Below are 20,930 nucleotides of genomic sequence, written 5' to 3'. Positions count from 1 at the left end.
CTTGTCCTTACACAATTCTGTTATGGCACTGTGAGGGTATTGCTATGTCTGAAAACAACCAAAACAACCAGATTCTGAATCAACCTGCGGTCTCGGAAGATAACTGGGCGACGCGCCTGATCGAGACTGGAGGAGCCCTGGCGACCCCGTATCAGCAGGCATTCTCCAGTGCCTACCGCGAACATGTGGCGCCTGCCCAGGCGGTTGAGGATATCCGTTTAATCAACGAATTGAACGAGCCCGACCAACTGACCAGCAGCTTTGCCCAGAGCCACCACCCCGACCCGAGACGGTTTCGTTTCCGCCTGATCAGCCGGGCGGATTCACTGTCCCTGTCAGACGTGGTGCCGATCCTGGAAAACCTGGGCGTCAAGGTCATCGACGGCTATCCGTTTGCCGTCAACCGCGCCGACGGTTGCCGCTTCTGGATTCACGACTTCACGCTCTGCGCCACAGAAGCTGTCGAGCTGGAGCAGGCCCAACCGCTGTTTCGTGACGCTTTCCACCGCATCTGGCACAACGCTGCCGAGAACGATGAGTTCAACCGCCTGGTGCTGATGGCCGGCATGGACTGGCGCCAGGTCGCCTTGCTGCGCGCCTATGCCCGCTACATTCGCCAGATTCGTTTCGGGTTCAGCCAGCCGTTCATTGCCGACGTGCTCTGTCGACACATCAACATCAGCAGACGGTTGGTGACCCTGTTCGAGCAGCGCTTTGATCCCCGACAGGATGATGCCGCATCCGCCAGTGAAACTACCCGGCAACACATCGTGGATGCACTGGAGCAGGTCGAGAACCTCGATGAGGACCGTATTATCCGGCGCTTCCTTGAACTGATCCTCGCCACGTTGCGCACCAACTACTTCCAGCCGACCCCGGAGGGGAATCTCAAGGACTACTTTGCCTTCAAGCTGGATCCGTGCGCCATCAGCGAGCTGCCGCTGCCGCGTCCCAAGTACGAGGTGTTTGTGTACTCCCCCCGGATGGAAGGGATCCACCTGCGTGCCGGTAAGGTCGCCCGTGGCGGGCTGCGCTGGTCCGACCGCAGCGAAGATTACCGCACCGAAGTCCTGGGCCTGGTCAAAGCGCAACAGGTGAAAAACTCCGTCATCGTGCCCATGGGCGCCAAGGGCTGCTTCATCGCCAAACAGCTGCCGACCGATGGCAGCCGGGAGCAGCTGCATGCCGAGGGCGTTGCCTGCTATCAGACCTACATTCGTGGCTTGCTGGACATCGCCGACAACCTGCTTGAAGGGAAGGTCGTCCCCCCCACCGCCGTCGTTCGTTACGACGATGACGATCCCTATCTGGTGGTCGCGGCGGACAAGGGCACCGCAACCTTTTCCGACATCGCCAACGAGATCGCAGCTGAGTATGGCTTCTGGCTGGGCGACGCTTTCGCGTCCGGGGGCAGTCAGGGCTACGACCACAAAGGCATGGGAATCACCGCGCGTGGCGCCTGGGAATCGGTCAAGCGTCATTTCCGCGAGCGCGGGCTGGACAGCCAGCGTGACGCATTCAGCGTCATCGGTATCGGCGATATGGGCGGTGACGTGTTCGGCAACGGTATGTTGCTGTCAGACACCCTCGAGCTGGTCGCGGCATTCAACCATCAGCATATTTTTGTCGATCCCTATCCGAACGTGGCGGCAGCGTCAGCAGAGCGGCATCGCCTGTTTGCCCTGCCCCGCTCCAACTGGTCCGACTACGATACATCGCTGATCTCCCAGGGCGGCGGCGTCTTCTCACGCAAAGCCAAGCGGATCGCCATCACCCCGCAGATGCAGGCGCGCTTCGCAATCAGCGCCGACGAGATGACGCCGGACCAGTTGATCAGCGCCCTGCTGAAGGCACCGGTCGACATGCTCTGGAATGGCGGCATCGGCACCTATGTCAAAGGCCGGTCTGAAACCCACGCCGAGGTCGGCGACAAAGCCAACGACAATGTCAGGGTCAACGGTAGCGAGCTTCGCTGCCAGGTCATCGGAGAAGGCGGTAACCTGGGCCTGACCCAGCACGGACGCATCGAGTTTGCCCTGGCAGGCGGGGCCTCCAACACGGACTTTATTGATAACGCCGGCGGGGTGGATTGTTCCGACCACGAGGTCAACATCAAGATCCTGCTCAATGCCCTGGTGGCACACAACGAACTGACGCTGGAGCATCGCAACAGTCTGCTGCGACGTATGACCGATCAGGTGTCCGAACTGGTCCTGAAGAACAACTACCGGCAGGTGCAGGCACTGAGTCTCGCCGAGCAGGACGCCAACGAGGCACTGGATGAATACATCCACCTGATCGACGATCTGGAAGCCAGCGGCAAGCTGGATCGGCAGTTTGAAGCGCTGCCGGAACGCAAGACCCTGTTTGAGCGCCGCGAACAGCGCAAGGGGCTTACCCGGCCAGAGCTGTCGGTGCTGATATGCCATGCCAAGATCGAGCTCAAGCGCGCCTTGATCGATTCCTGGGTGACCGAGGATTGCCGTTTTTCCAGGGCACTGGAAAGCGCTTTTCCGGCGCTTCTTGTTGAGCGTTATCCGGACGCGGTGCACAACCACCAGTTGCGACGGGAAATCATCGCGACCCAGATCGCCAACGACCTGATCAACCGCATGGGCATTACCTTTGTCTACAACCTGCACAAGGCGACGGGCGCCGATTACGCCCAGATCTCTGCGGCGTACCTGATCTCGTGCGAACTGTACGGTATCGATCAGCGCTGGAATGAAATCGAGGCGCTGGACAACCAGATCGCCAGCGATATTCAGCTCGCCATGATGCGTGAATTGCGTCACCTGGTCAGTCGCGCCAGTTGGTGGTTGTTAAGCCGTCGCCGACACGACCTTGACCTGCACAACTGTATCGCCAGTTACCGTCCCGGCATCAACCAGATGCTGGCCGGCATCGAGCCGCTCAAGCAGGCAATTCCGTCCCGGGATCGCTGGCAACAGCATTTCCAGCGCTACACCGAAGCCGGGGCCCCCGAATTGCTGGCGGCGCAGTGTGCCGCCAGCAATGGTCTGTACTGTCTGCTGGACATTGTCGAAGCGGCCACTGAGTTGGGGCGGGAGCTGCACGACGTCGCCGCGGTGTATTTCCAGCTCGGTGAGCAGTTGAATCTGCCATGGCTGGACCATCAGATCCGCACCTTCAAGGCAAACAACCACTGGCAGGCGCTGGCGCGAAACAGTTACCGGGATGATCTGGACGCCCAGCAACGGACCCTGACGCTCAGTGCGTTGCGCCATCGTGGCGCAGACGAGCTGCCTGCCACGGTCGTCCAAAGCTGGTCGGAAAAACACGCCCCCTTTGTTCGGCGCTGGCAGGCCCTGCTGGATAACATTCAAAGCCACCCAGCCACCGATTGCGCGATCTTCACTGTCGCCATGAACGTGCTGTTTGAGCCGAGCTGAAGCAAGCTAAACGAGGCACAAAAAAACCGGGGTATCCGCCCCGGTTTTTTTGTGCCTCTTCTATAGCAGGTGGGGCTATACCCCCTTGAACAATCGTTTGTGGATCACCCTTGTCGCGAAAAAGACGGTACCAATCACGACTGGCACCGCAGCGCCCAGCAGTAGCTCACGGTCGTAGACCAGCCCCGAGGCCTGACCGGCCCCCAGGATCAGATCAATCAACTGGATGGCGTAGTAGCTGATCGCAGCGACAGAGAGCCCCTCGACCGTTTGCTGTAGCCGAAGCTGGACCCTGACGCGACGATTCATTGTTTTCATCAGGTCCTGATTCTGCTCCTGCACGACGAGCTCGACCCGGGTTCGCAGCAGCTCACTGGCACGGGCAACACGGCGTGAAATACTTTCCAGCCGATTTTCCACCGCCCGGCAGGTTTTCACCGCCGGACTGATGCGCCGACGAAGGAACGCCCCGACCGTCAGATGACCGGAGATTTCCTGTTCCCGCAACTCCTCCATTCGCTGGCGGATCACGTCATAGTAGGCCCGCGTCGCGGCAAAACGATAATTACTCTGGGTACGGAGATCTTCCACCCTCGCCGCCATCGACGACACCTCCGCCAGCAACTCCCGGTCGCTAACGGACAGGTTGGCCTGGGCGATCCTGGTGGTCAGCAGCTTGAGCTGCTGGTCCAGCTGCGTCAGAACCGCGTTGACATCCTGTGCCAGCGGCAAGCCCAGGGTCGCCATCAAACGATAGGTTTCCAGCTCAAGCACCCTCTGAACCAGTCGTCCGCGCTGAGCTGGCGTCAACTCGTCATCACAGACGAGGAAACGGCCAAAACCGTCCTCGTGAAGCTTGAAGGAGGTCCAGATCTGGGAGCGCCCGGCACTGGTCGCACTGCCAACCGGGAGCATGTGGTCAAAAACCGGCGCAAGGGATTCGCTGCTGTTTCCGGCCGACGCGCCTTCAACCTCGACGTGGACCGCTGCGACCAGCTCACCCGGTAAAGACGACAGCCAGTCTCTCGGCACGGCATCGATGGCATTTTTCTGAAAAGGCGCCTCACGGCGCGCTGTCTGACGAATAAAGGTGTAGGTCGAGAACTCCATGTGCCGTTCCCAACGCAGACTGAATAAACCGAAATCCTGGTGAAAACACGGCATGGAATCGGTCGGCGCAACGACCCCGAAACGATCACACAGGTCGGCAAGAAGCGCCTGCTCCCGCTCCTGCAGCTTGCCACCGTGCTGGATGGCCAGATGAGAAAGCTGCGCCGGATTCTCCAGCAGGTGAAACGGTCGATTATGCAGTTCACTGTACAGCCGCTCACGCATCGGGTGCAGACGCCAGCCAGCAAGTACAGGTCGGGACTTCGGGAACGAATCCGTGTCATTGGCCCTGGAAGTTATTGGAACCTCATTCATTCTCTCCTCCGCTTATGCCAAGCGACATCAGAGCATGAGTAGCACGTCATCTGCCGACAGAAAAAAAGGGGGTGACCGTGTGAGAAACGACCACCCCCAAAAGGTGACACAAAGCAATAACAGAAACCGGAAGCCCAACCTGGCTGAGCGATTCCGGCCATTGCAGTGTCCCTCATCAGCAGAATGGCTTAAATATCAAACATTCCATGCTTGCTTTCACGGCTATCAAACAATGGAGAAAAGAACCGGCTGCTATACCCTGTTGAGGGAATGGCCAGCAGAGATAAGATGGCGCACAATGGTGCTAACAAAAACAGACAGGGAGTAGGCATGGCCCCTCCTCAATCTCAGCTATCACGCTGGAGCGAAGCCGTAGGCGCGCTGTTCCAGCAACTGGACAGTGACGAATTTCCTCGCTATCTCGTCAACGCCATCAATGAGGTCGTGGAGGTAGAGGGTGTGTTGCTGGCGCTGGAAAGACGCGGCGAGATTCCTTCGCTGCTCTACGAGCAGGATATTCCCGACGCTCTTCGCAAATCTCACATCGACAGTTATTTTTCAGGTGCCTACCTGCTGGATCCTTTCTGCATCGCTTTCTCCGATGGTTTGCCTCCCGGTTTCTACCACCTGTCGGAGATAGCACCCGACGATTTCTACCAGAGCGATTATTACCGCACCTACTACAAGGAAGCTTCGCTGCTCGACGACGCCTATTTCCTGATCGCACCCAGTGAAGACGTACAGCTTTCCCTCGGCATTGGCCGCCTGGAGCCACATCCGCCCTTTACCCGGCGCGAGCTGGATCGATTGCGCTCGCTGAATCCGGTTATCCAGGGCGCAATGCTGCATTACTGGCAGTCAGTCATCGAGCCCCGCCCACGCACCGAGCCGATCACGTTGCGGTCACAGGTGGAATCGGCATTCCATAACTTCGGTCGATCGATCCTGACCGAGCGCGAACGCGAAGTCGCTCTCCTGCTGCTGCGTGGTCACTCGTCCAAGTCAGCAGCACAGAAGCTCGATATCTCACCGGACACCGTACAGATGCACCGTAAGAACCTGTACGGCAAACTGGACCTCTCCTCCCAATCGGAGTTGTTCTCCCTGTTTATCGCGGCACTCTCTCATGCCGACCACCGGCTCGATGAGGACCCACTGCGGACTTATATGCAAGGCGGCACTTGAGCATCACGGAAGATGCGGACCACCCGATGCTCGGTCGGAATGTGGTCATCGTATCCCGGATATCGCGCTTCTTTCGTGGTCGGAAGCGCACCCTGAGTTCAGGATATCGATTGGGAGTCGAATGCCAGGAGGTCACGCCAGGCTTTCAGCAGAAAGCTCGGGCGCCATGGCCCATTCAGTGGGATAACAGGCTCTCTATAGTGAACACATGAGGATCATCGTCACCCAGATGGCGCAGAGCCTGGGCAAGTTTCAACAGGTATTCGTCGTTGCGACCACTGGGGCCGGCCGCGCGGGCAATCTGATGGGCGATATCCGCTTCTGGCGCGTGCCCCAGAAACGCCTCGTTATCCTCAGTGGCAATGTAGACCAGACCCTGCTCCTGGCTGCCATCATCAAAGGTCATGGCGGTACTGAAGCGCAGATAGCCGTTCTTCTCACGGTGATCCAGGTGCTCAAAGACATCCGGAGACACCCGATATGCCATTCCCTTGCACCTTGCCCCAGGCTGTTTGATCAGCGTCACTACCCGCCCCGGCGCCTCCAGGGTGCCCCGGTGGTCATGGGAACCCTGCCAGAAACGGCGAACCCAGCCTTCAATACTTGCCGGCCGCTGCTCCAGAAAAGGGAAGTCCACTTTGTAAATAAGCGACCCGTAACCGAACAACCAGACCGATGACACGCCATCAAAGTTCTGCCGGGTGCGATTGCGCTCAATGGTGTTAACACTCATAACTTTGCTTGCGAGGCCTTTTCCGGGGTTAAACAGTCGCTCTAGCCATCCAGCTAATACTCTTCACTCGCGTACTTTACTATTATGTCGGTACGTTTGTTATCTCCGGTTCACGGTAACGCTTATGCTCGCCTTCCTGATAACCAGATCCAGGCAGCCACGCCAATGGCTGTGTTGTTGCTTCCTGATGCTCGGGCTTACAGGCTATACCAATGCGGAGCCCCGACAATACACGGTGGTGGTCCAGGACATCGATTATTATCCAATCTACCGTGCCGATCCGGCCAACAATCGTTATTCCGGCTACATGGCGGACCTGATGGAAGCCTTTGCCGATCATGCCGATATCGAGTTCACCTATCACGTCCGCCCCATCCGCAGAATGACCCACGAATACACCGCCGGAGCGTACGATTTCGCCATACCGGACAACCCCAACTGGAACGGGCCAGAAAAACGCGGCATTTCAGTGATCTATACGAAACCGCTACTGACCTTCGAGGACGTCATTTACGTGGCCGCCGGCAAAGCTCACATGGAGCCTGACGACATGCGGGACTTTGGCACCATCGACGGCTTCACGCCCTGGAAATTCCAGGACAGGATTGACTCAGGGCAGGTGGAACTGAAAACCGCAAGAAGACCGTCCAACCTCGTCAGAATGGCGCTGGCCGGTCGGATTGAGACATTCAACCTGGCGGCGCCGGTGGCGAGGCATCAGTTTGAGGTACTCAATGTTGGCGACCGTCTGGTGCCCGCCCCCAGGCTGATGCAAACCAGAGCAAGCCATTACCACCTGTCTACCCTGAAACACCCTGAGATTATTGCGGAGTTCAATCAATTCCTGACGGACCGCCAGGCGCTCGTTCAGTCCCTGCAACAGCAATACGGGCTGGAGAAACCCGCCACCATCAGCCAACGGACGCAATAAACCCGGCAATACCCGTGAGTACAATTTCAGCCGCCATGGCGGACAGGATCAGGCCACTGATCTTGGACAGGATGTTCAGACCCGTTTTACCCAGAGCCTTTTCCAGATACCCCGACAGGTGCAAAAGCACGGCCAGAATCACCAACCCCGACACCAGCCCCAGCAGGCCACCGGCCAGTTCCGGCACGGCTTTCAACTCCGCGCCATAAACCATGATCGCACCAATGGTGGCCGGGCCAATCATCACCGGGATCGCCAGGGGAACCACCGCGACATCATCACGATCCTCCTCGGGCAGGCCCGTGGCGTGATTGCGGGTACCGCTGGTAACCAGGCTGATGGCTGTCAGGAATAACAGGCTGCCGGCACCAATGCGGAAGGAGTTGAGGGTGATCCCGATAGCGCTGAACAACAGCGGCCCGGCAAAGAACAGAATCAGCCCCAGAACCAGTGCCGACACCGTAGAGCGGCGAATGATGGAACTCTTTTCAGTCGCTGGCAGCCCCCGCGTCAGCGCCAGGAACATGGTCACCACAAAAAAGGGCGCCAGCAGGAACAGAAAGCGAATGGTGCTGCTGATGTAGGTGGAGAAAAACGTCTCAAGCATTCCGGGCATTCCAACGAGTCATGAAAGCCGGTAAGCATAGCTTGCCACAGCGTTTTTTGCCGTACGGAAGTGAACGTATGACACTCTTGTAAAACGCTGTCCGATTACCCCGCCATGGGTGTCACGTAGCTGAAGCGCTTGCGATACTGCTCCATGGTGCAGCCCACGGTCCGCTTGAACAGTCGCCGGAAAGAACTGGCATCTTCATAACCCACACCCCAGATAATCCGGGCGGTCTGCTCGCGGCTCGACTCCAGCTTGTGCTTGGCGGCTTCAATACGCAGGTGCTGGAGATAGCCAATGGGCGTCTCTCCGGTCGCTTCCTTGAACCGGCGTTTGAAGGTTCGTGTGCCGAGGCCAGCAACCTCGGCGACATCATCGATAGTGAGTGGCTCGGAATAGTGCTGCTCCAGCCAGGTTTGTGCCTTGCGGATGGCATCGTCCTTATGGGCCTTGCGGCTGTAGAACGCCATGTAGGGCGTCTGTTCCACCCGACGGCCGTCCAGCACCAGCATCTTGCTGCAGGCCAGCGCCACCGATGGTGACGCAAAGCGTTCCACCAGGTAGACGCACAGATCCATAAACGCCGTCGCCCCACCGGCGCAGATAATCTGGCCGTTATCCACCAGCAGGTGCTCTTCCTCCAGCCGTATGCGGGGATAGCGGCTGCGAAACAGCGGCGCGGCGCGCCAGTGGGTGGTGGCAACCTGATTATCCAGCAAACCCGCCTCCGCCAGCACAAAGCTGCCGGTGCATACACTCGCCAGCACAACTCCCCGCTCAAAACCCTGTCGCAGCCAGCCGTGCAGAGGGATGGCCGGCGCCAGTGTGCGCTCCACCCGCTCGGCACTGACCGCCGCCTCCACGGAAGAACCCACCACAATCAGGTCCGGCCGGAAGTCTTCGCGACAAACCGTTGGCGTAACCATGGCACCGCTATAACCACGCACTGGCTCGTTGTCCACCGTCACCACCTGACAGTCGAACAGGGGTTCATTGTGATTTGCCGGGACACGACCGCAGTAGTTGGCCACGGTAAAGAAATCCATCAAACCGTGCACTCCGGAGGCATGGCAGTTGGGCAAGGCAACGATTGCAATGTTCATGATGGAAGTGGCCCTTTTCGCACTTTATATGTCAAATATGACACTCCTGCTGGCCACCCGCAAGCCCTAACCTGATCCTGTCATCCACCAGAGCACGAAGAAGGATTTTCTCCATGACCTCACAACTGAATACACAGTCTGAAATCTTTCACCCTTCCGCCACTCCGACAAAGGCGCCGACCAATGTCGGGCTCTCCGCCACGCGGCTGGCGCTGCAATTGTATGCGCGGGTATCGCCCCAGAAAGCCGGGCGACTGGTTAACCGGATGGCATTCAGGCCATCCCGACTGCCCATGCCCACCCGCTACGAGCATTTGCTGGACAACACCGACAGCTATACCCAGCTTCAACATGGCTCACGCACCATTCCGGTGTACTCCTGGGGTCAGGGCCCGGTGATTCTCGGCGTTCATGGCTGGGCCGGGGCCGGCATCCAGTTCGGCGCCTGGGTCGACCCACTGGTGGAAGCCGGTTACCGGGTGGTGCTTTTCGACGCGCCGGCCCATGGCCGCGCCCAGGGCGAAAGCACGAACCTGTATGAAATGGCCGAAGTCATCGCAAAGGTGGCGGCCAGTGTTGGCCGGGTTCACGGAATACTGGCGCATTCCATAGGCTGCATCGCCGTGGCCAGGGCCATCACGGACGGACTTCAGGCCAATTACGTGGCAATGCTGGCGCCGCCGGTCAGCCTGACCGCGGTCATGGAGAACCTGGGCAGGCAATTGGGGCTGAGTCCGGAGGTGCTGTCCGTTCACCTGCAGCTGATGGAGGAGCGTTTTGGGGCATCGGTGTGGGACCAACTGGACCTTGAGACTCTTTCCCGCTCACTCACCCAGCGGGGCCTGATCGTCATTGATGACGACGACACGTCCATTTCGCCGGAAGAAAGCCAGCGAGTTGCCGAAACCTGGGACAAGGCGGAGGTGTTGCGCACCAGTGGTCTGGGTCACAACCGCCTGTTGTGGAGCCCGATGGTTGTGGACACCGTGCTCAGGGATCTGGGCCGGCCTGTGGACACCCGCTGATTGCGCCTTCGCGCCGGGCCGTTTAAGGTTTCGCACAAGTACCGTTAACTGACATGGAGTCCCGCAATGCAACTGTCCGACCCGAAACTGCAACAAACGCCCCGGGGCCGATTCGCCTGGCGGGAAGGCGGCAGCCCCGAGGGCCAGCCACTGGTGATGATCCATGGCTGGCCGGAGAGCTCCTACTGCTGGGAGCACGTGGCGGCACACCTGAAAGCGGGTTTTCGCATCATCGCTCCGGACCTGCGGGGACTGGGCGACAGTGAACGATCCCCGGAAGTGGAGCATTATCGCAAACAGGAGATGGCGCAGGATGTGATCAGCCTGCTGGACAGCCTGGGCATCGGCGACTTCCAGCTAGTGGGCCATGACTGGGGTGGCATTGTCGCCCAGGAAGTGGCCCTGGCCATCCCTGATCGGGTGCGGCGGATGGTGATCATGAACATTGCGATCATTAACAACCTGAAGGGCAATCAGGAAGTCATTGAGAAGGTCCGTTCCGGCAGTGGCGCCGCCTACTGGTACCAGCACTTCATGCAAACACCGGGCTTGCCGGAAGCCATGGTCGCCGGCGCCGAAGAGACCTGGTTGGGACATTTCCTGCGCACCTGGAACGGTGAACCCTTTCCGCAAGACGCGTTCGACGAATACGTGCGTACCTTCCGGATTCCGGGCACCCCCGGTACCAGTTCCAACTACTACCGAACCTTTCGCGACGACGCCAAACGCTGGGCCACCACGGCGGGCCATCGCTGGCCGATGCCATCCATGTATGTTTATGGCAACAAGGACAAGGTGATTATCCCGGAATACCTCAATCACATTGAGGAATGTTTCGAGTCCGTGCGAGTGGAGCAGGTGGAGGCGGGGCACTTCCTACAGGAGGAACAGCCGGCCGCGGTGGCAGGCTGCCTCAACGATTTTCTGCAAACCGAGTAAAGTGCTAGCGGGTCGGGCTGACGTACACCCAGTTGGTGCCCACGTTATCGCACACAACGATGTCGCGATTGATCACCATGCACAGGGAAAGGTCGCCCGGCAGCTCATCGTGATCACGGGTGTCTACCGCCAGGTTTTTCTTGTCCTGTTTAAGCAGGGAAAAGGTTTGTTCCATGCGTCGGGCAAAATCGACACCGCCGTCTTCCATGGTGTGGAAAGCGTTATGGAAGGCGGTAAAACTCATGGTGCTGGCGCCCAGGCCGATGTCCACCATTTTGGGGATGTAGCGGTCGTAGGCATCTGACAGATAGCGCCGCACTGCCTCCTCGTCATTGCGGTTGCCTTTGAACGGGCCAAGCCCGAGGCGGTTGTTCGACGCCAGAACACCGTCTGTCAGCTTGCTGTTGGGCTGGTTGGTCACCAGATCGAAACGACGTTGTGGGCAGGCAATGCGTTGGCCCTGAAGGCGGCACTCCGTCAATTGACCCTGGGGTTGCGACTCAGCTTCAGGCTCTGAATCCGCAAGCTCCCAACCGACCTGCGAGGGTTGGCCACCTGGCGCTGCCGAGGCACCGACGTCTGGCACTTCCAGCCCCAGACGCCCGGCGGGGCGGCGCAAAAGCAACGCCTGCACCTGTGGATCGTTGCGTTTGAAATCTGTTGGGGAAGGCAACCCGGCACCCCCTCCTTCGCGGACGACCTGACAGTACAGCTGCTCCAGTTCCGTTTTCGCGCCTTCCATGCAAGTACTCTCGGCACCATGGGCAAAACCAATGCAGGCGCCCAGCGCCAGCAGGGCCAGCCATCTAGTCGTCATCACGCTGCCCCAAAGCCAGGCGCGCCATCAGGTCTTCAACCCGGCGAATGGTCTCGGCATCCCCCTTCTTGCCCGTCAGCACCACCTGGGATCCGATGGTGGCCACATACATCAACAGCGCCAGATCCCGTATTCGCTGGGGATCACTGCTCAGACGCTGGTACAGCTCGCAGTTCTGATTGATCCGTGCTTCGTCCACCTCGGTCACCAGCTCCGCCGCATAGTCATTCCGACGGGCAAAATCCCGCACCGCCAGCTCCACCTGAAGGCGGCGAATGTTACGGGAGGCATCGGTGAGCAGAAGCTCCAGAATCTGCTTTAGCTCGGTTTCCACATCCCCGCCTTTGGGCTTCCAGTACTGGAGTTCGTGAAGCCGCCGATCCCGCCAGCGGTCGAGAAAGCTGACCACCAGATCCTCATGGTCCTTGAAGTGCCAATAAAAACTGCCCCGGGTGACACCGAGTTTTTTCGACAGTGTCAGCACCCGCAAGTGGCTAAAACCGCCAGAAGCCACCTCCCCGGCGGCGGCGTCCAGCCAGTCGTCACGGGTCAGTTGCGCTTTTGCCGGCGTCTTGCGGCTGGTACGTCGGGGCTGTCGGGTGTCGGTCATTCGGTGATCAGATCCTGCTGCTGGCGATGTCGGGTGCATTCTACATGAACAGGCTCAACAAATTTTAAACCGTTGACCCTGCCCACAACATACATTAGTGTATGGACCAACAATACACCAGTGTATGGAGATTTCAACGCGCGTCTTCATGCCAACGATCAACCCGATTCCAGTATCAGGGAGCTGCCCAAATGAGTACCGCCCATTACGATCTCAACGGCGCCATTGCCGTTATCCGACTCGACAACCCACCCGTCAACGGCCTGGGCCTGGCCCTGCGACAGGGCATTGTCAACGGCATCCGCCAGGCGGAAGCCGATGACGCGGTGAAAGCCGTTGTGCTGATTGGTTCCGACCGCGCTTTCTCCGGCGGCGCCGACATCAGTGAGTTTGGTTCCTCCAAAGCCACCGCCGAACCCAACCTGAACACCGTCATCAACTACGTGGAAAGCAGCCGCAAGCCGGTCATTGCCGCCATCAGCGGTGCCTGCATGGGCGGTGGTCTGGAACTGGCCCTGGGTTGCCACTACCGCATCGCCAAACCCGATGCCCAGATTGCCCTGCCGGAAGTGAAACTGGGCCTGCTGCCCGGCGCCGGCGGCACCCAGCGTCTGCCCCGGGTGATCGGCGCGGAACATGCCCTGAACATGATTGTGTCCGGCAGCGTGGTGCCTGCGAAGCAGTTCAAGGGTAGCGCCCTGTTTGATGAGATCGTTGATGGCGAACTGCTGGACGCCGCCATTGCCTACGCCACCAAGGTCGCCAATGAAAACCTGCCACTGAAGAAAGTGCGGGACCTGAAGGCCAAACACCCCAATCCGGAAGGCTTCTTCATGTTCACCCGTAACACCGTGGGTGCCATGGCGAAGAATTATCCGGCGCCGCTGAAGTGCGTGGACGCGGTAAAGGCCGCCGTTACCATGCCTTTTGACAAGGGTATGGAAGTCGAACGCGAAGCCTTTGTGAACCTGATGCAGACCCCGGAATCCCGCGCCCTGCGCCACGCGTTTTTCTCCGAGCGCCTGACCAGCAAAATTGCCGATGTGCCCTCCGATACTCCGGTGCGTGACATCCAATCCGTGGGCGTGATCGGTGGTGGCACCATGGGCACCGGCATCAGCATTAACTTCCTCAATGCCGGTATTCCGGTGACGCTCGTTGAGATGAAACAGGAAGGCCTGGACCGCGGCGTGGCCGCCATTCAGAAAGTCTACGAAGGCCGGGTCAAGAAAGGCCGTATGAGCGAGGACGACGCCAAGGCCAAGATGGCACTGCTCACCCCGTCCCTCACCTATGACGACCTGAGTGACGTCGACCTGGTCATTGAAGCCGTCTTTGAAGAAATGGGCGTGAAGCAGTCCGTGTTCGAGAAACTGGACGAAGTGTGCAAGCAAGGCGCCATTCTGGCCTCCAACACCTCGACCCTGGATCTGAACAAGATCGCCAGCTTCACCAAGCGCCCGGAAGACGTGATCGGCCTGCACTTCTTCAGCCCCGCCAACATCATGAAACTGCTGGAAGTGGTTCGCGGCGAGAAAACCGCCAAGGACGTACTGGCCACCGCCATGAAGCTGGCCAAGGTGATCAAGAAGACCGCCGTGGTCTCCGGCGTGTGCGACGGCTTTATCGGCAACCGCATGATCAACCAGTACCAGCGCGAAGCCCTGCTCATGCTGGAAGAAGGCGCCAGCGTGCAGCAGATCGACAAGGCCATCGAGAAATTCGGCTTTGCCATGGGCCCGCTGCGCATGGCCGACTTGGCCGGCGGCGACATCGGCTGGGCCATCCGCAAGCGCCAGTACGAAGAAAACCCGGACATGGTGAAGATGGTCGTCGCCGACCGCCTCTGTGAAATGGGCCGCTACGGCCAGAAGACCGGCGCCGGTTTCTACCGCTACGAGCCGGGCAACCGCAACGCCCTGCACGATCCGGAAGTGGACAAGGTGGTGGACGAAGTCCGCGCCGAGCTGGGCATCACCCCGCGCAAGATCAGCAACCAGGAAATCGTCGAGCGTTGTGTGTATGCGCTGGTGAACGAAGGCGCCCAGATTCTGGACGAAGGCATCGCCCAGCGCGCCTCCGACATCGACATGGTGTACCTGACCGGTTACGGCTTCCCCGTGTTCCGCGGCGGCCCCATGCATTACGCAGAGGAAATCGGGCTGCCCAACGTGGTTCGCGCCATGCAGGCCTTCACCGAAGACCGCCACACCCAGCCAGGCTTCTGGAAGCCGGCGGCGCTGCTGGCCAAGCGCGCTGAAGAAGGCAAGGGTTTCGACGCTAAATAACCGGTCCACGAATTGATACGGGGCTGCCTACAAACCGCAGCTCCGACCTGAGGAGAATTGTTATGTCCAATGATGTTGTCATCGTATCCACTGCCCGCACGCCCCTGGCCAAATCCTGGCGCGGCGGCCTGAACATGACCCACGGCGCCACCCTGGCGGGCCACGCCATCCAGCACGCGGTCGAGCGCTCCAAAGTCGACCCCAACGAAATCGAAGACGTGCTGATGGGCTGCGCCTTGCCCGAAGGCTCCACCGGTAACGACGTGGCCCGCATGGGCGCCATCCGTGCCGGCCTGCCGGTGTCCGTGGCCGGCGCCACCATCAACCGCTTCTGTTCATCCGGTCTGCAGGCCATCGCCATGGCGGCGCACCACATTGCGGTGGACCGGGTTCCGGTGATGGTCGCCGGCGGCGTGGAATCCATCTCCACCGTGCAGGCGAACGTTAACCAGAACTACTTCATGGAACCCTGGCTGGCGAAGAACAAGCCGGAACTGTACTGGTCCATGCTGGACACCGCCGAAACCGTGGCCAAGCGCTACGGCATCAAGAAAGAAGACATGGACGAATACGGCGTACGCAGCCAGAACCTGGCCGCCCAGGCCCGTGAAGACGGCAAGTTCGACGACGAGATCGTACCCATCACCACCACCATGGGTGTGGCGGACAAGGCCACCGGCCAACTCAGTAGCCAGGAAGTGACCGTCAGCCAGGACGAGGGCATCCGCCCGGGCACCAACTTGGAAGGCGTCAGCAAGATCCGCTCGGCAATGGAAGGCGGCGTGGTCACTGCCGGCAACGCCAGCCAGTTCTCCGACGGTGCTTCGGCCTGTGTGCTGATGGACAGCAAGGTGGCCGAACAGCGCGGCGCTACCCCGCTGGGTATCTTCCGTGGTTTCGCGGTTGCCGGTTGTGAGCCCGACGAAATGGGCATCGGCCCAGTCTTCGCCGTTCCCAAACTGCTCAAGCGCGCCGGCCTGACCGTCGACGACATCGGCCTGTGGGAACTCAACGAAGCCTTCGCCGTTCAGGTGCTCTACTGCCAGCGCAAACTGGGCATCCCGATGGACCGCCTGAACGTCAACGGCGGCGCCATCGCAGTCGGCCACCCGTACGGCACCACCGGTTCACGCCTGGTCGGCCACGCCCTCATCGAAGGCAAGCGCCGTGGTGTTAAGTACGTCGTCGTTACCATGTGCGTCGGTACTGGTATGGGTGCTGCCGGGTTGTTTGAGGTTGCCTAAGGCCTTTTTTGCCTGAAGCTTTGGGGGAAGCGCCTGTTGGGTAGGGTGTTCCGAAACACGCTGTAAACACGTCCGTGTGCGCTTGGGCTCCGCCATCCCTGGCTCCGCACAGTTTCGGAACACCCTACCCAACAGCCGCCCATAGCTTTGTGCAATGGCAGACCATTACAGACTCCGAGCCTAGGGCGGTTATTGCCCAAAGCCGATTGCGAAAGCAGGCACGAACAGACTCGAAGCGTCGGCCGGGTATCACCTTTCAAAACTGTGCGGAGCCAGGGATGGCGGAGCCCAAGCGTCACATGGATGTGCCGAAGGAGCGTGTTTTGAAAGGTGATACCTGGCCTGCGCCGCTCCCGGACTTAAAGACGCGCTATCCCAAACTCTAAGGTGGCTCCGAAACAAGGAGCCAACAACCTCAGCCAACAGAAGAGGTGCTCCATGGATCTGAATTACACCCCGGAACAAGAGGCGTTCCGCGCTGAAGTTCGCCAGTTTCTTGAAGACAGCCTGCCGGACGACATCCGCGAACGGGTGCAGAAACGGCTGCGCCCGGACAAAGCGATGACCGAGCGCTGGCAGAAAATTCTGTTTGATAAGGGCTGGGGTGCCTCCACCTGGCCAAAGGAATTTGGCGGGACCGGATGGGATCCGATTCAGCAGATTATCTTTGAGGAAGAATGTGCCCTTGCCGGTGCGCCCCGCCAACTGGATTTCGGGCTGCGTATGGTTGCACCCGTGATCATGACGTTTGGTAGCGATGAACAGAAACAACGCTTCCTGCCGGGCATTCTCAGTGGTGAAGACTGGTGGTGTCAGGGCTATTCCGAGCCCGGTGCTGGGTCCGACCTGGCGTCGCTGCGTACTTCCGCAAAACGCGAAGGCGACCACTACATCGTCAACGGCCAGAAAACCTGGACCACCCTGGGCCAGCATGCGGACTGGATCTTCTGTCTGGTGCGGACCAGCAATGAAGGCAAGCCGCAGCAAGGTATTTCGTTCCTGCTTATTGATATGAACACCCCGGGCATTGAGGTGCGGCCCATCATCATGCTGGACGGTGAGCATGAGATTAACGAGGTCTACTTCGACAACGTGAAGGTGCCGGTCGAGAACCTCGTCGGCGAGGAAAACAAAGGCTGGACCTACGCCAAGTTCCTGCTGGGCCATGAGCGTACTGGCCTGGCCAATGTGGGGCAGTGGAAAGCGTTGATGAAGCGGCTCAAGGAAGTGGCACGGCAGGAGCAGGACGGTCAACGGCCATTGATTGAGAACACCCGTTTCCGCGACCGCCTGGCACAGCTGGATGCCGAGCTGCGCGCCCTTGAGCTGACGGTTCTGCGGGTACTGACAGACAAGCGTGGCCCCGGTCCACAGGCGTCGATTCTGAAGATTCGTGGCACCGAAATCGGCCAGCAGCTGTTCGAAATGTTGATGGAAGCGGGCGGCCAGGACGCCATTGCCCATATTCCGGAAGCGCTGGAACTGGACTACAACGGACCACGTACAGGCTCAATAGATGCCACGCCCTCTGCGGGCGATTATTTCAACATGCGCAAGCTGTCGATCTTTGGCGGATCCAACGAGATCCAGCGCAACATCATCGCCCAACTCGTGCTTGGTCTGTAAGGAGGCGTTATGAATTTTGAACTGACCGAAGAACAGCAAATGCTGAACGATTCCCTGCGCCGCTTCGTGACCAACGAATACGGTTTCGAAAAACGAGGGGACATCATCAAATCCGGACAAGGCACCGATTCCGCCACCTGGTCAGCCCTGGCGGAGATGGGACTGCTCGGTTTCACCTTCCCGGAAGACTATGACGGGCTGGGCGGCAATGCCATCGACACCATGGTGGTGATGGAAAATGTTGGCCGCGGACTGGTAGTGGAGCCCTATCTGGCGACCGTCGTATTGGCCGGTGGACTGATCCGGGATGCCGGTAACGACGTCCAGAAAGCGGACATCCTGCCGGGCATTGCCAGCGGTGAGCGGCTACTGGCCCTGGCCCACAGCGAGCCGGGTGCACGCTACAACCTCAGCCATGTGCAGACCACTGCCCGCAAGGATGGCGACCATTTCCTGATCAGCGGCCAGAAAACCGCCGTGCTGCACGGTGGCCAGGCGAACCAGTTGATTGTCTCCGCACGCACCAGTGGTGGCGTGAACGATGAATCCGGTTTGTCCCTGTTTCTGGTGGATCGCGGAGCGAAAGGCGTCGAAGTGGACGACTTTGCCACCCATGATGGCCACCGCACGGCCGATATCAGCTTCAGCAACGTCACGGTCAGCGCCGACAACCTGATTGGCACCCTTGATGAGGCCTTCTCCGCTATTGAAAAGGCCGTGGACCTGGGGATTGCGGCGCTGTGTGCGGAAGCCGTTGGTGCCATGGAAGCGATGAACACCGCCACGCTGGAATACATCAAGACCCGCAAACAGTTCGGCACACCCATCGGCAAGTTCCAGGTGTTGCAGCACCGTATGGCGGACATGTTCATCCAGACCGAGCAGGCAAAAACCATGGCGATTCTGGCCGCCAGCGAAGCGGACTCCGATGACCGCGCCAGCCGCCGGGAAGCCATCTCCATGGCCAAGACCCTGGTCGGCCAGGCCGCGCGTTATGTGGGCCAGCAGGGGGTGCAGCTGCATGGCGGTATGGGCGTGACCGACGAGATGGTCGCCGCCCACCTGTTCAAACGCCTGACCCTGATCAACCTGCTGTTCGGCGATGCCGATCACCATCTGGCGCAAGTCAGCGACGGCCTGCTGGCCAAAACCGCCTGAACCATCAAGGAGACAACCATGAGTGTAAAACAACTACTGGATCTGACCGGCAAGGTCGCCTTTATCACCGGCGGCTCCCGCGGTCTGGGCCTGCAAATGGCCGAAGCCCTGGGGGAACTGGGCGCAAAAATCGCCATCAGTGCCCGCAAGCAGCACGAGCTGGATGACGCCAAGGCACACCTGGAAAACCAGGGGGTTGAGGTGGTGACTATCGCAGCGGACCTGTCCGATCTTGAAGGCATTCCCGCCGTGGTGGATCAGGTGGTCAACCAGCTTGGCGATATCGATATCCTGGTCAACAACGCCGGCGCCACCTGGGGCGCACCAGCAGAAGACTACCCGGCAGAAGGCTGGATGAAGGTGATGAACCTGAACGTGAACGCCGCCTTCTTCCTGACCCAGACCGTGGGCAAGCGCTGCATGATTCCCCGCAACACCGGCAAGGTGATCAACATCGCCTCCATTGCGGGCCTGTCCGGCAACCCCGAAGACATGAAAACCATCGCCTACAACACCAGCAAGGGCGCCATGGTGAACTTCACCCGCGCGCTGGCGTCCGAATGGGGCCATCACAACATCAACGTGAACGCCCTCTGCCCGGGCTTCTTCCCGTCGAAGATGTCCCAGGGGTTGCTGGATGCCCAGGGTGACAAAATGCTGGAGCGCATTCCGCTGAATCGCTTTGGTGGCGAGGAAGATCTCAAGGGCGCCGCCGTACTGCTGGCCTCCGAAGCCGGGCGGCACATTACCGGGCAGTGCCTGGCGGTGGATGGCGGCACGCTGGTCAGTTAAGGGTGCTCGTTTAGCCTGTTAAAGGCACTGACTGACCTGTTCCGGGTCCAGATTGCCGCCGGTAATGATCAGAACCGTGGTCTTCTCTGGTTCAGGCGCAACCTGGTTTTCCAGTAACGCCGCCAGGCCAACGCTGGCGCCGGGCTCGACATAGAGCCTTGCCTCAGTCAGTAGCCGCCGCGTGGCCTCCCGGATACCCGCTTCGGTAACCGTCACAATCCGGTCCACCACCTGGCGGGAAGCCGCGTAGGTGCAATCTCCCACCACCGCCGGCGCCAGGCTGGCGGCCCAGGTATCCACCGAGTCGAGGCTGGCACTGGCATCCTGCTTTTGCCAGGCGTTAAACATCGTGGCCGCACCTTCCGGCTCCACGCCGATCAGCTCCACCTCCGGCCGCTGCGCCTTGATGGCCAGCCCCAGCCCGGAAATCAAACCGCCACCGCCAATCGGACACAGCACCCGGTCCACATCCGGTTGTTGGCGCAGCAATTCCAGCCCAACGGTGCCCTGCCCTGCCATGATGCGGACATCATTATAGGGGTGAACCAGAGTCAGCCCTTTTTCGTCCCGCAATTCGTGGCACAAGGCCACGGCCTGCTGAATACTGCCTTGAACAATGACCTCGGCACCCAGCGCCCGGGTACGACGAATCTTCAACGGGCTGGAACCCTCGGGCATCACCACCGTGAGCGGTACGTCCTGCATGGCGGCCGCCCAGGCGAGGCCAACAGCGTGGTTGCCCGCAGAGACTGTCACCAGGCCAGCCTTGAGTTCGTCTTCGCTGGCGGTCAGCAGCCAGTTCAACGCACCACGAACCTTGAAGCTGCCGGTGCGCTGAAGGCTTTCGCACTTCAGCCCGAGCGACTGGCCCATGGCGGCATCCAGATCAGGAATATTCAGCAGTGGCGTTTCGCCCAGGTGTGGCCGAATGCGCTGTTCCGCCTCCAGAATCTGGGATTGGCCTGGAAGAGTTGGACTGGTCATGGCGTGCTCTCCTTTGCTCCCTTTTTACAAACCATGATGCAGGCAAG

17 protein-coding genes are annotated in these 20,930 nt (G+C 59.7%); 10 read left to right on the top strand and 7 right to left on the bottom strand.

All coding sequences use genetic code 11. The features are described 5' to 3' along the window. Positions 1-44 precede the first annotated feature (44 nt). Positions 45-3,413 carry an NAD-glutamate dehydrogenase gene (locus tag ACJO3M_RS00370; protein WP_406998687.1) on the top strand — a complete coding sequence of 1,123 codons (3,369 nt, stop codon included), beginning with the start codon at positions 45-47 and terminating at the stop codon, positions 3,411-3,413. A 75-nt stretch (positions 3,414-3,488) separates the two neighbouring features. Here the strand turns inward: ACJO3M_RS00370 and ACJO3M_RS00365 are convergent, their stop codons facing one another. Continuing rightward, positions 3,489-4,838, bottom strand: a complete 1,350-nt coding sequence (locus ACJO3M_RS00365; RefSeq protein WP_406998685.1) for a DUF3422 family protein — start codon at positions 4,836-4,838, stop codon at positions 3,489-3,491. 330 nt (positions 4,839-5,168) lie between these two features. Here ACJO3M_RS00365 and ACJO3M_RS00360 point away from each other — a divergent pair, with 330 nt between their 5' ends. After that, positions 5,169-6,023, top strand: coding sequence for a response regulator transcription factor (locus ACJO3M_RS00360; RefSeq protein ID WP_406998683.1), 855 nt, complete (start codon positions 5,169-5,171; stop codon positions 6,021-6,023). A gap of 175 nt (positions 6,024-6,198) precedes the next feature. Here ACJO3M_RS00360 and ACJO3M_RS00355 read toward each other — a convergent pair whose 3' ends face one another. Continuing rightward, entirely contained in the window at positions 6,199-6,756 is a 558-nt protein-coding gene (locus ACJO3M_RS00355; RefSeq protein ID WP_406998681.1) for a gamma-glutamylcyclotransferase, read from the bottom strand. A 124-nt stretch (positions 6,757-6,880) separates the two neighbouring features. Between ACJO3M_RS00355 and ACJO3M_RS00350 the strand changes: the two genes are divergently transcribed. Continuing rightward, positions 6,881-7,687: a substrate-binding periplasmic protein gene (locus ACJO3M_RS00350; RefSeq protein WP_406998679.1), complete on the top strand. Its 807-nt coding sequence runs from the start codon at positions 6,881-6,883 to the stop codon at positions 7,685-7,687. Here the strand turns inward: ACJO3M_RS00350 and ACJO3M_RS00345 are convergent. Further along, positions 7,668-8,294 (bottom strand): MarC family protein, encoded by a 627-nt coding sequence (locus ACJO3M_RS00345; protein ID WP_406998677.1) that lies wholly within the window; start codon positions 8,292-8,294, stop codon positions 7,668-7,670. The genes ACJO3M_RS00350 and ACJO3M_RS00345 overlap by 20 nt on opposite strands. Before the next feature lie 104 nt (positions 8,295-8,398). Beyond that, a complete protein-coding gene (locus ACJO3M_RS00340) occupies positions 8,399-9,400 on the bottom strand; it encodes a GlxA family transcriptional regulator (RefSeq protein WP_406998675.1) in 1,002 nt (333 codons plus the stop codon). A 113-nt stretch (positions 9,401-9,513) separates the two neighbouring features. Between ACJO3M_RS00340 and ACJO3M_RS00335 the strand changes: the two genes are divergently transcribed. After that, positions 9,514-10,425 (top strand): alpha/beta fold hydrolase, encoded by a 912-nt coding sequence (locus tag ACJO3M_RS00335; RefSeq protein ID WP_406998673.1) that lies wholly within the window; start codon positions 9,514-9,516, stop codon positions 10,423-10,425. A gap of 66 nt (positions 10,426-10,491) precedes the next feature. Beyond that, entirely contained in the window at positions 10,492-11,364 is an 873-nt protein-coding gene (locus tag ACJO3M_RS00330) for an alpha/beta fold hydrolase (RefSeq protein WP_406998671.1), read from the top strand. Between the two features lie 4 nt (positions 11,365-11,368). On the opposite strand, the gene ACJO3M_RS00325 is transcribed toward ACJO3M_RS00330, so the two are convergent. Continuing rightward, positions 11,369-12,181, bottom strand: a complete 813-nt coding sequence (locus ACJO3M_RS00325; RefSeq protein ID WP_406998669.1) for a hypothetical protein — start codon at positions 12,179-12,181, stop codon at positions 11,369-11,371. After that, positions 12,171-12,791, bottom strand: coding sequence for a TetR/AcrR family transcriptional regulator (locus ACJO3M_RS00320; RefSeq protein WP_406998667.1), 621 nt, complete (start codon positions 12,789-12,791; stop codon positions 12,171-12,173). Before ACJO3M_RS00320 ends, ACJO3M_RS00325 begins: the two co-directional genes overlap by 11 nt. Positions 12,792-12,982: 191 nt before the next feature. Between ACJO3M_RS00320 and ACJO3M_RS00315 the strand changes: the two genes are divergently transcribed. From ACJO3M_RS00315 to ACJO3M_RS00295, 5 genes are all read left to right on the top strand, one after another. Further along, the gene (locus ACJO3M_RS00315) at positions 12,983-15,079 is read left to right on the top strand and encodes a 3-hydroxyacyl-CoA dehydrogenase NAD-binding domain-containing protein (protein WP_406998665.1); all 2,097 of its coding nucleotides are present in this window, start codon (positions 12,983-12,985) and stop codon (positions 15,077-15,079) included. Between the two features lie 62 nt (positions 15,080-15,141). Further along, a complete protein-coding gene (locus tag ACJO3M_RS00310; protein WP_406998663.1) occupies positions 15,142-16,323 on the top strand; it encodes an acetyl-CoA C-acyltransferase in 1,182 nt (393 codons plus the stop codon). A 438-nt stretch (positions 16,324-16,761) separates the two neighbouring features. Beyond that, a complete protein-coding gene (locus ACJO3M_RS00305) occupies positions 16,762-17,949 on the top strand; it encodes an acyl-CoA dehydrogenase family protein (protein ID WP_406998661.1) in 1,188 nt (395 codons plus the stop codon). Between the two features lie 9 nt (positions 17,950-17,958). Continuing rightward, a complete protein-coding gene (locus ACJO3M_RS00300; RefSeq protein WP_406998659.1) occupies positions 17,959-19,107 on the top strand; it encodes an acyl-CoA dehydrogenase family protein in 1,149 nt (382 codons plus the stop codon). A gap of 18 nt (positions 19,108-19,125) precedes the next feature. Further along, positions 19,126-19,899, top strand: coding sequence for an SDR family oxidoreductase (locus ACJO3M_RS00295; protein ID WP_406998657.1), 774 nt, complete (start codon positions 19,126-19,128; stop codon positions 19,897-19,899). Between the two features lie 18 nt (positions 19,900-19,917). Here ACJO3M_RS00295 and ACJO3M_RS00290 read toward each other — a convergent pair whose 3' ends face one another. Then, the gene (locus ACJO3M_RS00290; RefSeq protein ID WP_406998655.1) at positions 19,918-20,883 is read right to left on the bottom strand and encodes a threonine ammonia-lyase; all 966 of its coding nucleotides are present in this window, start codon (positions 20,881-20,883) and stop codon (positions 19,918-19,920) included. Positions 20,884-20,930: the final 47 nt, after the last annotated feature.

Origin of the sequence: Marinobacter alkalisoli (genome assembly GCF_045449795.1) — a bacterium.
In the GTDB taxonomy this organism is placed as follows: domain Bacteria; phylum Pseudomonadota; class Gammaproteobacteria; order Pseudomonadales; family Oleiphilaceae; genus Marinobacter.
The sequence above is the reverse complement of the archived record's forward strand: the minus strand, read 5'-3'. Positions and strand labels throughout refer to the sequence as shown.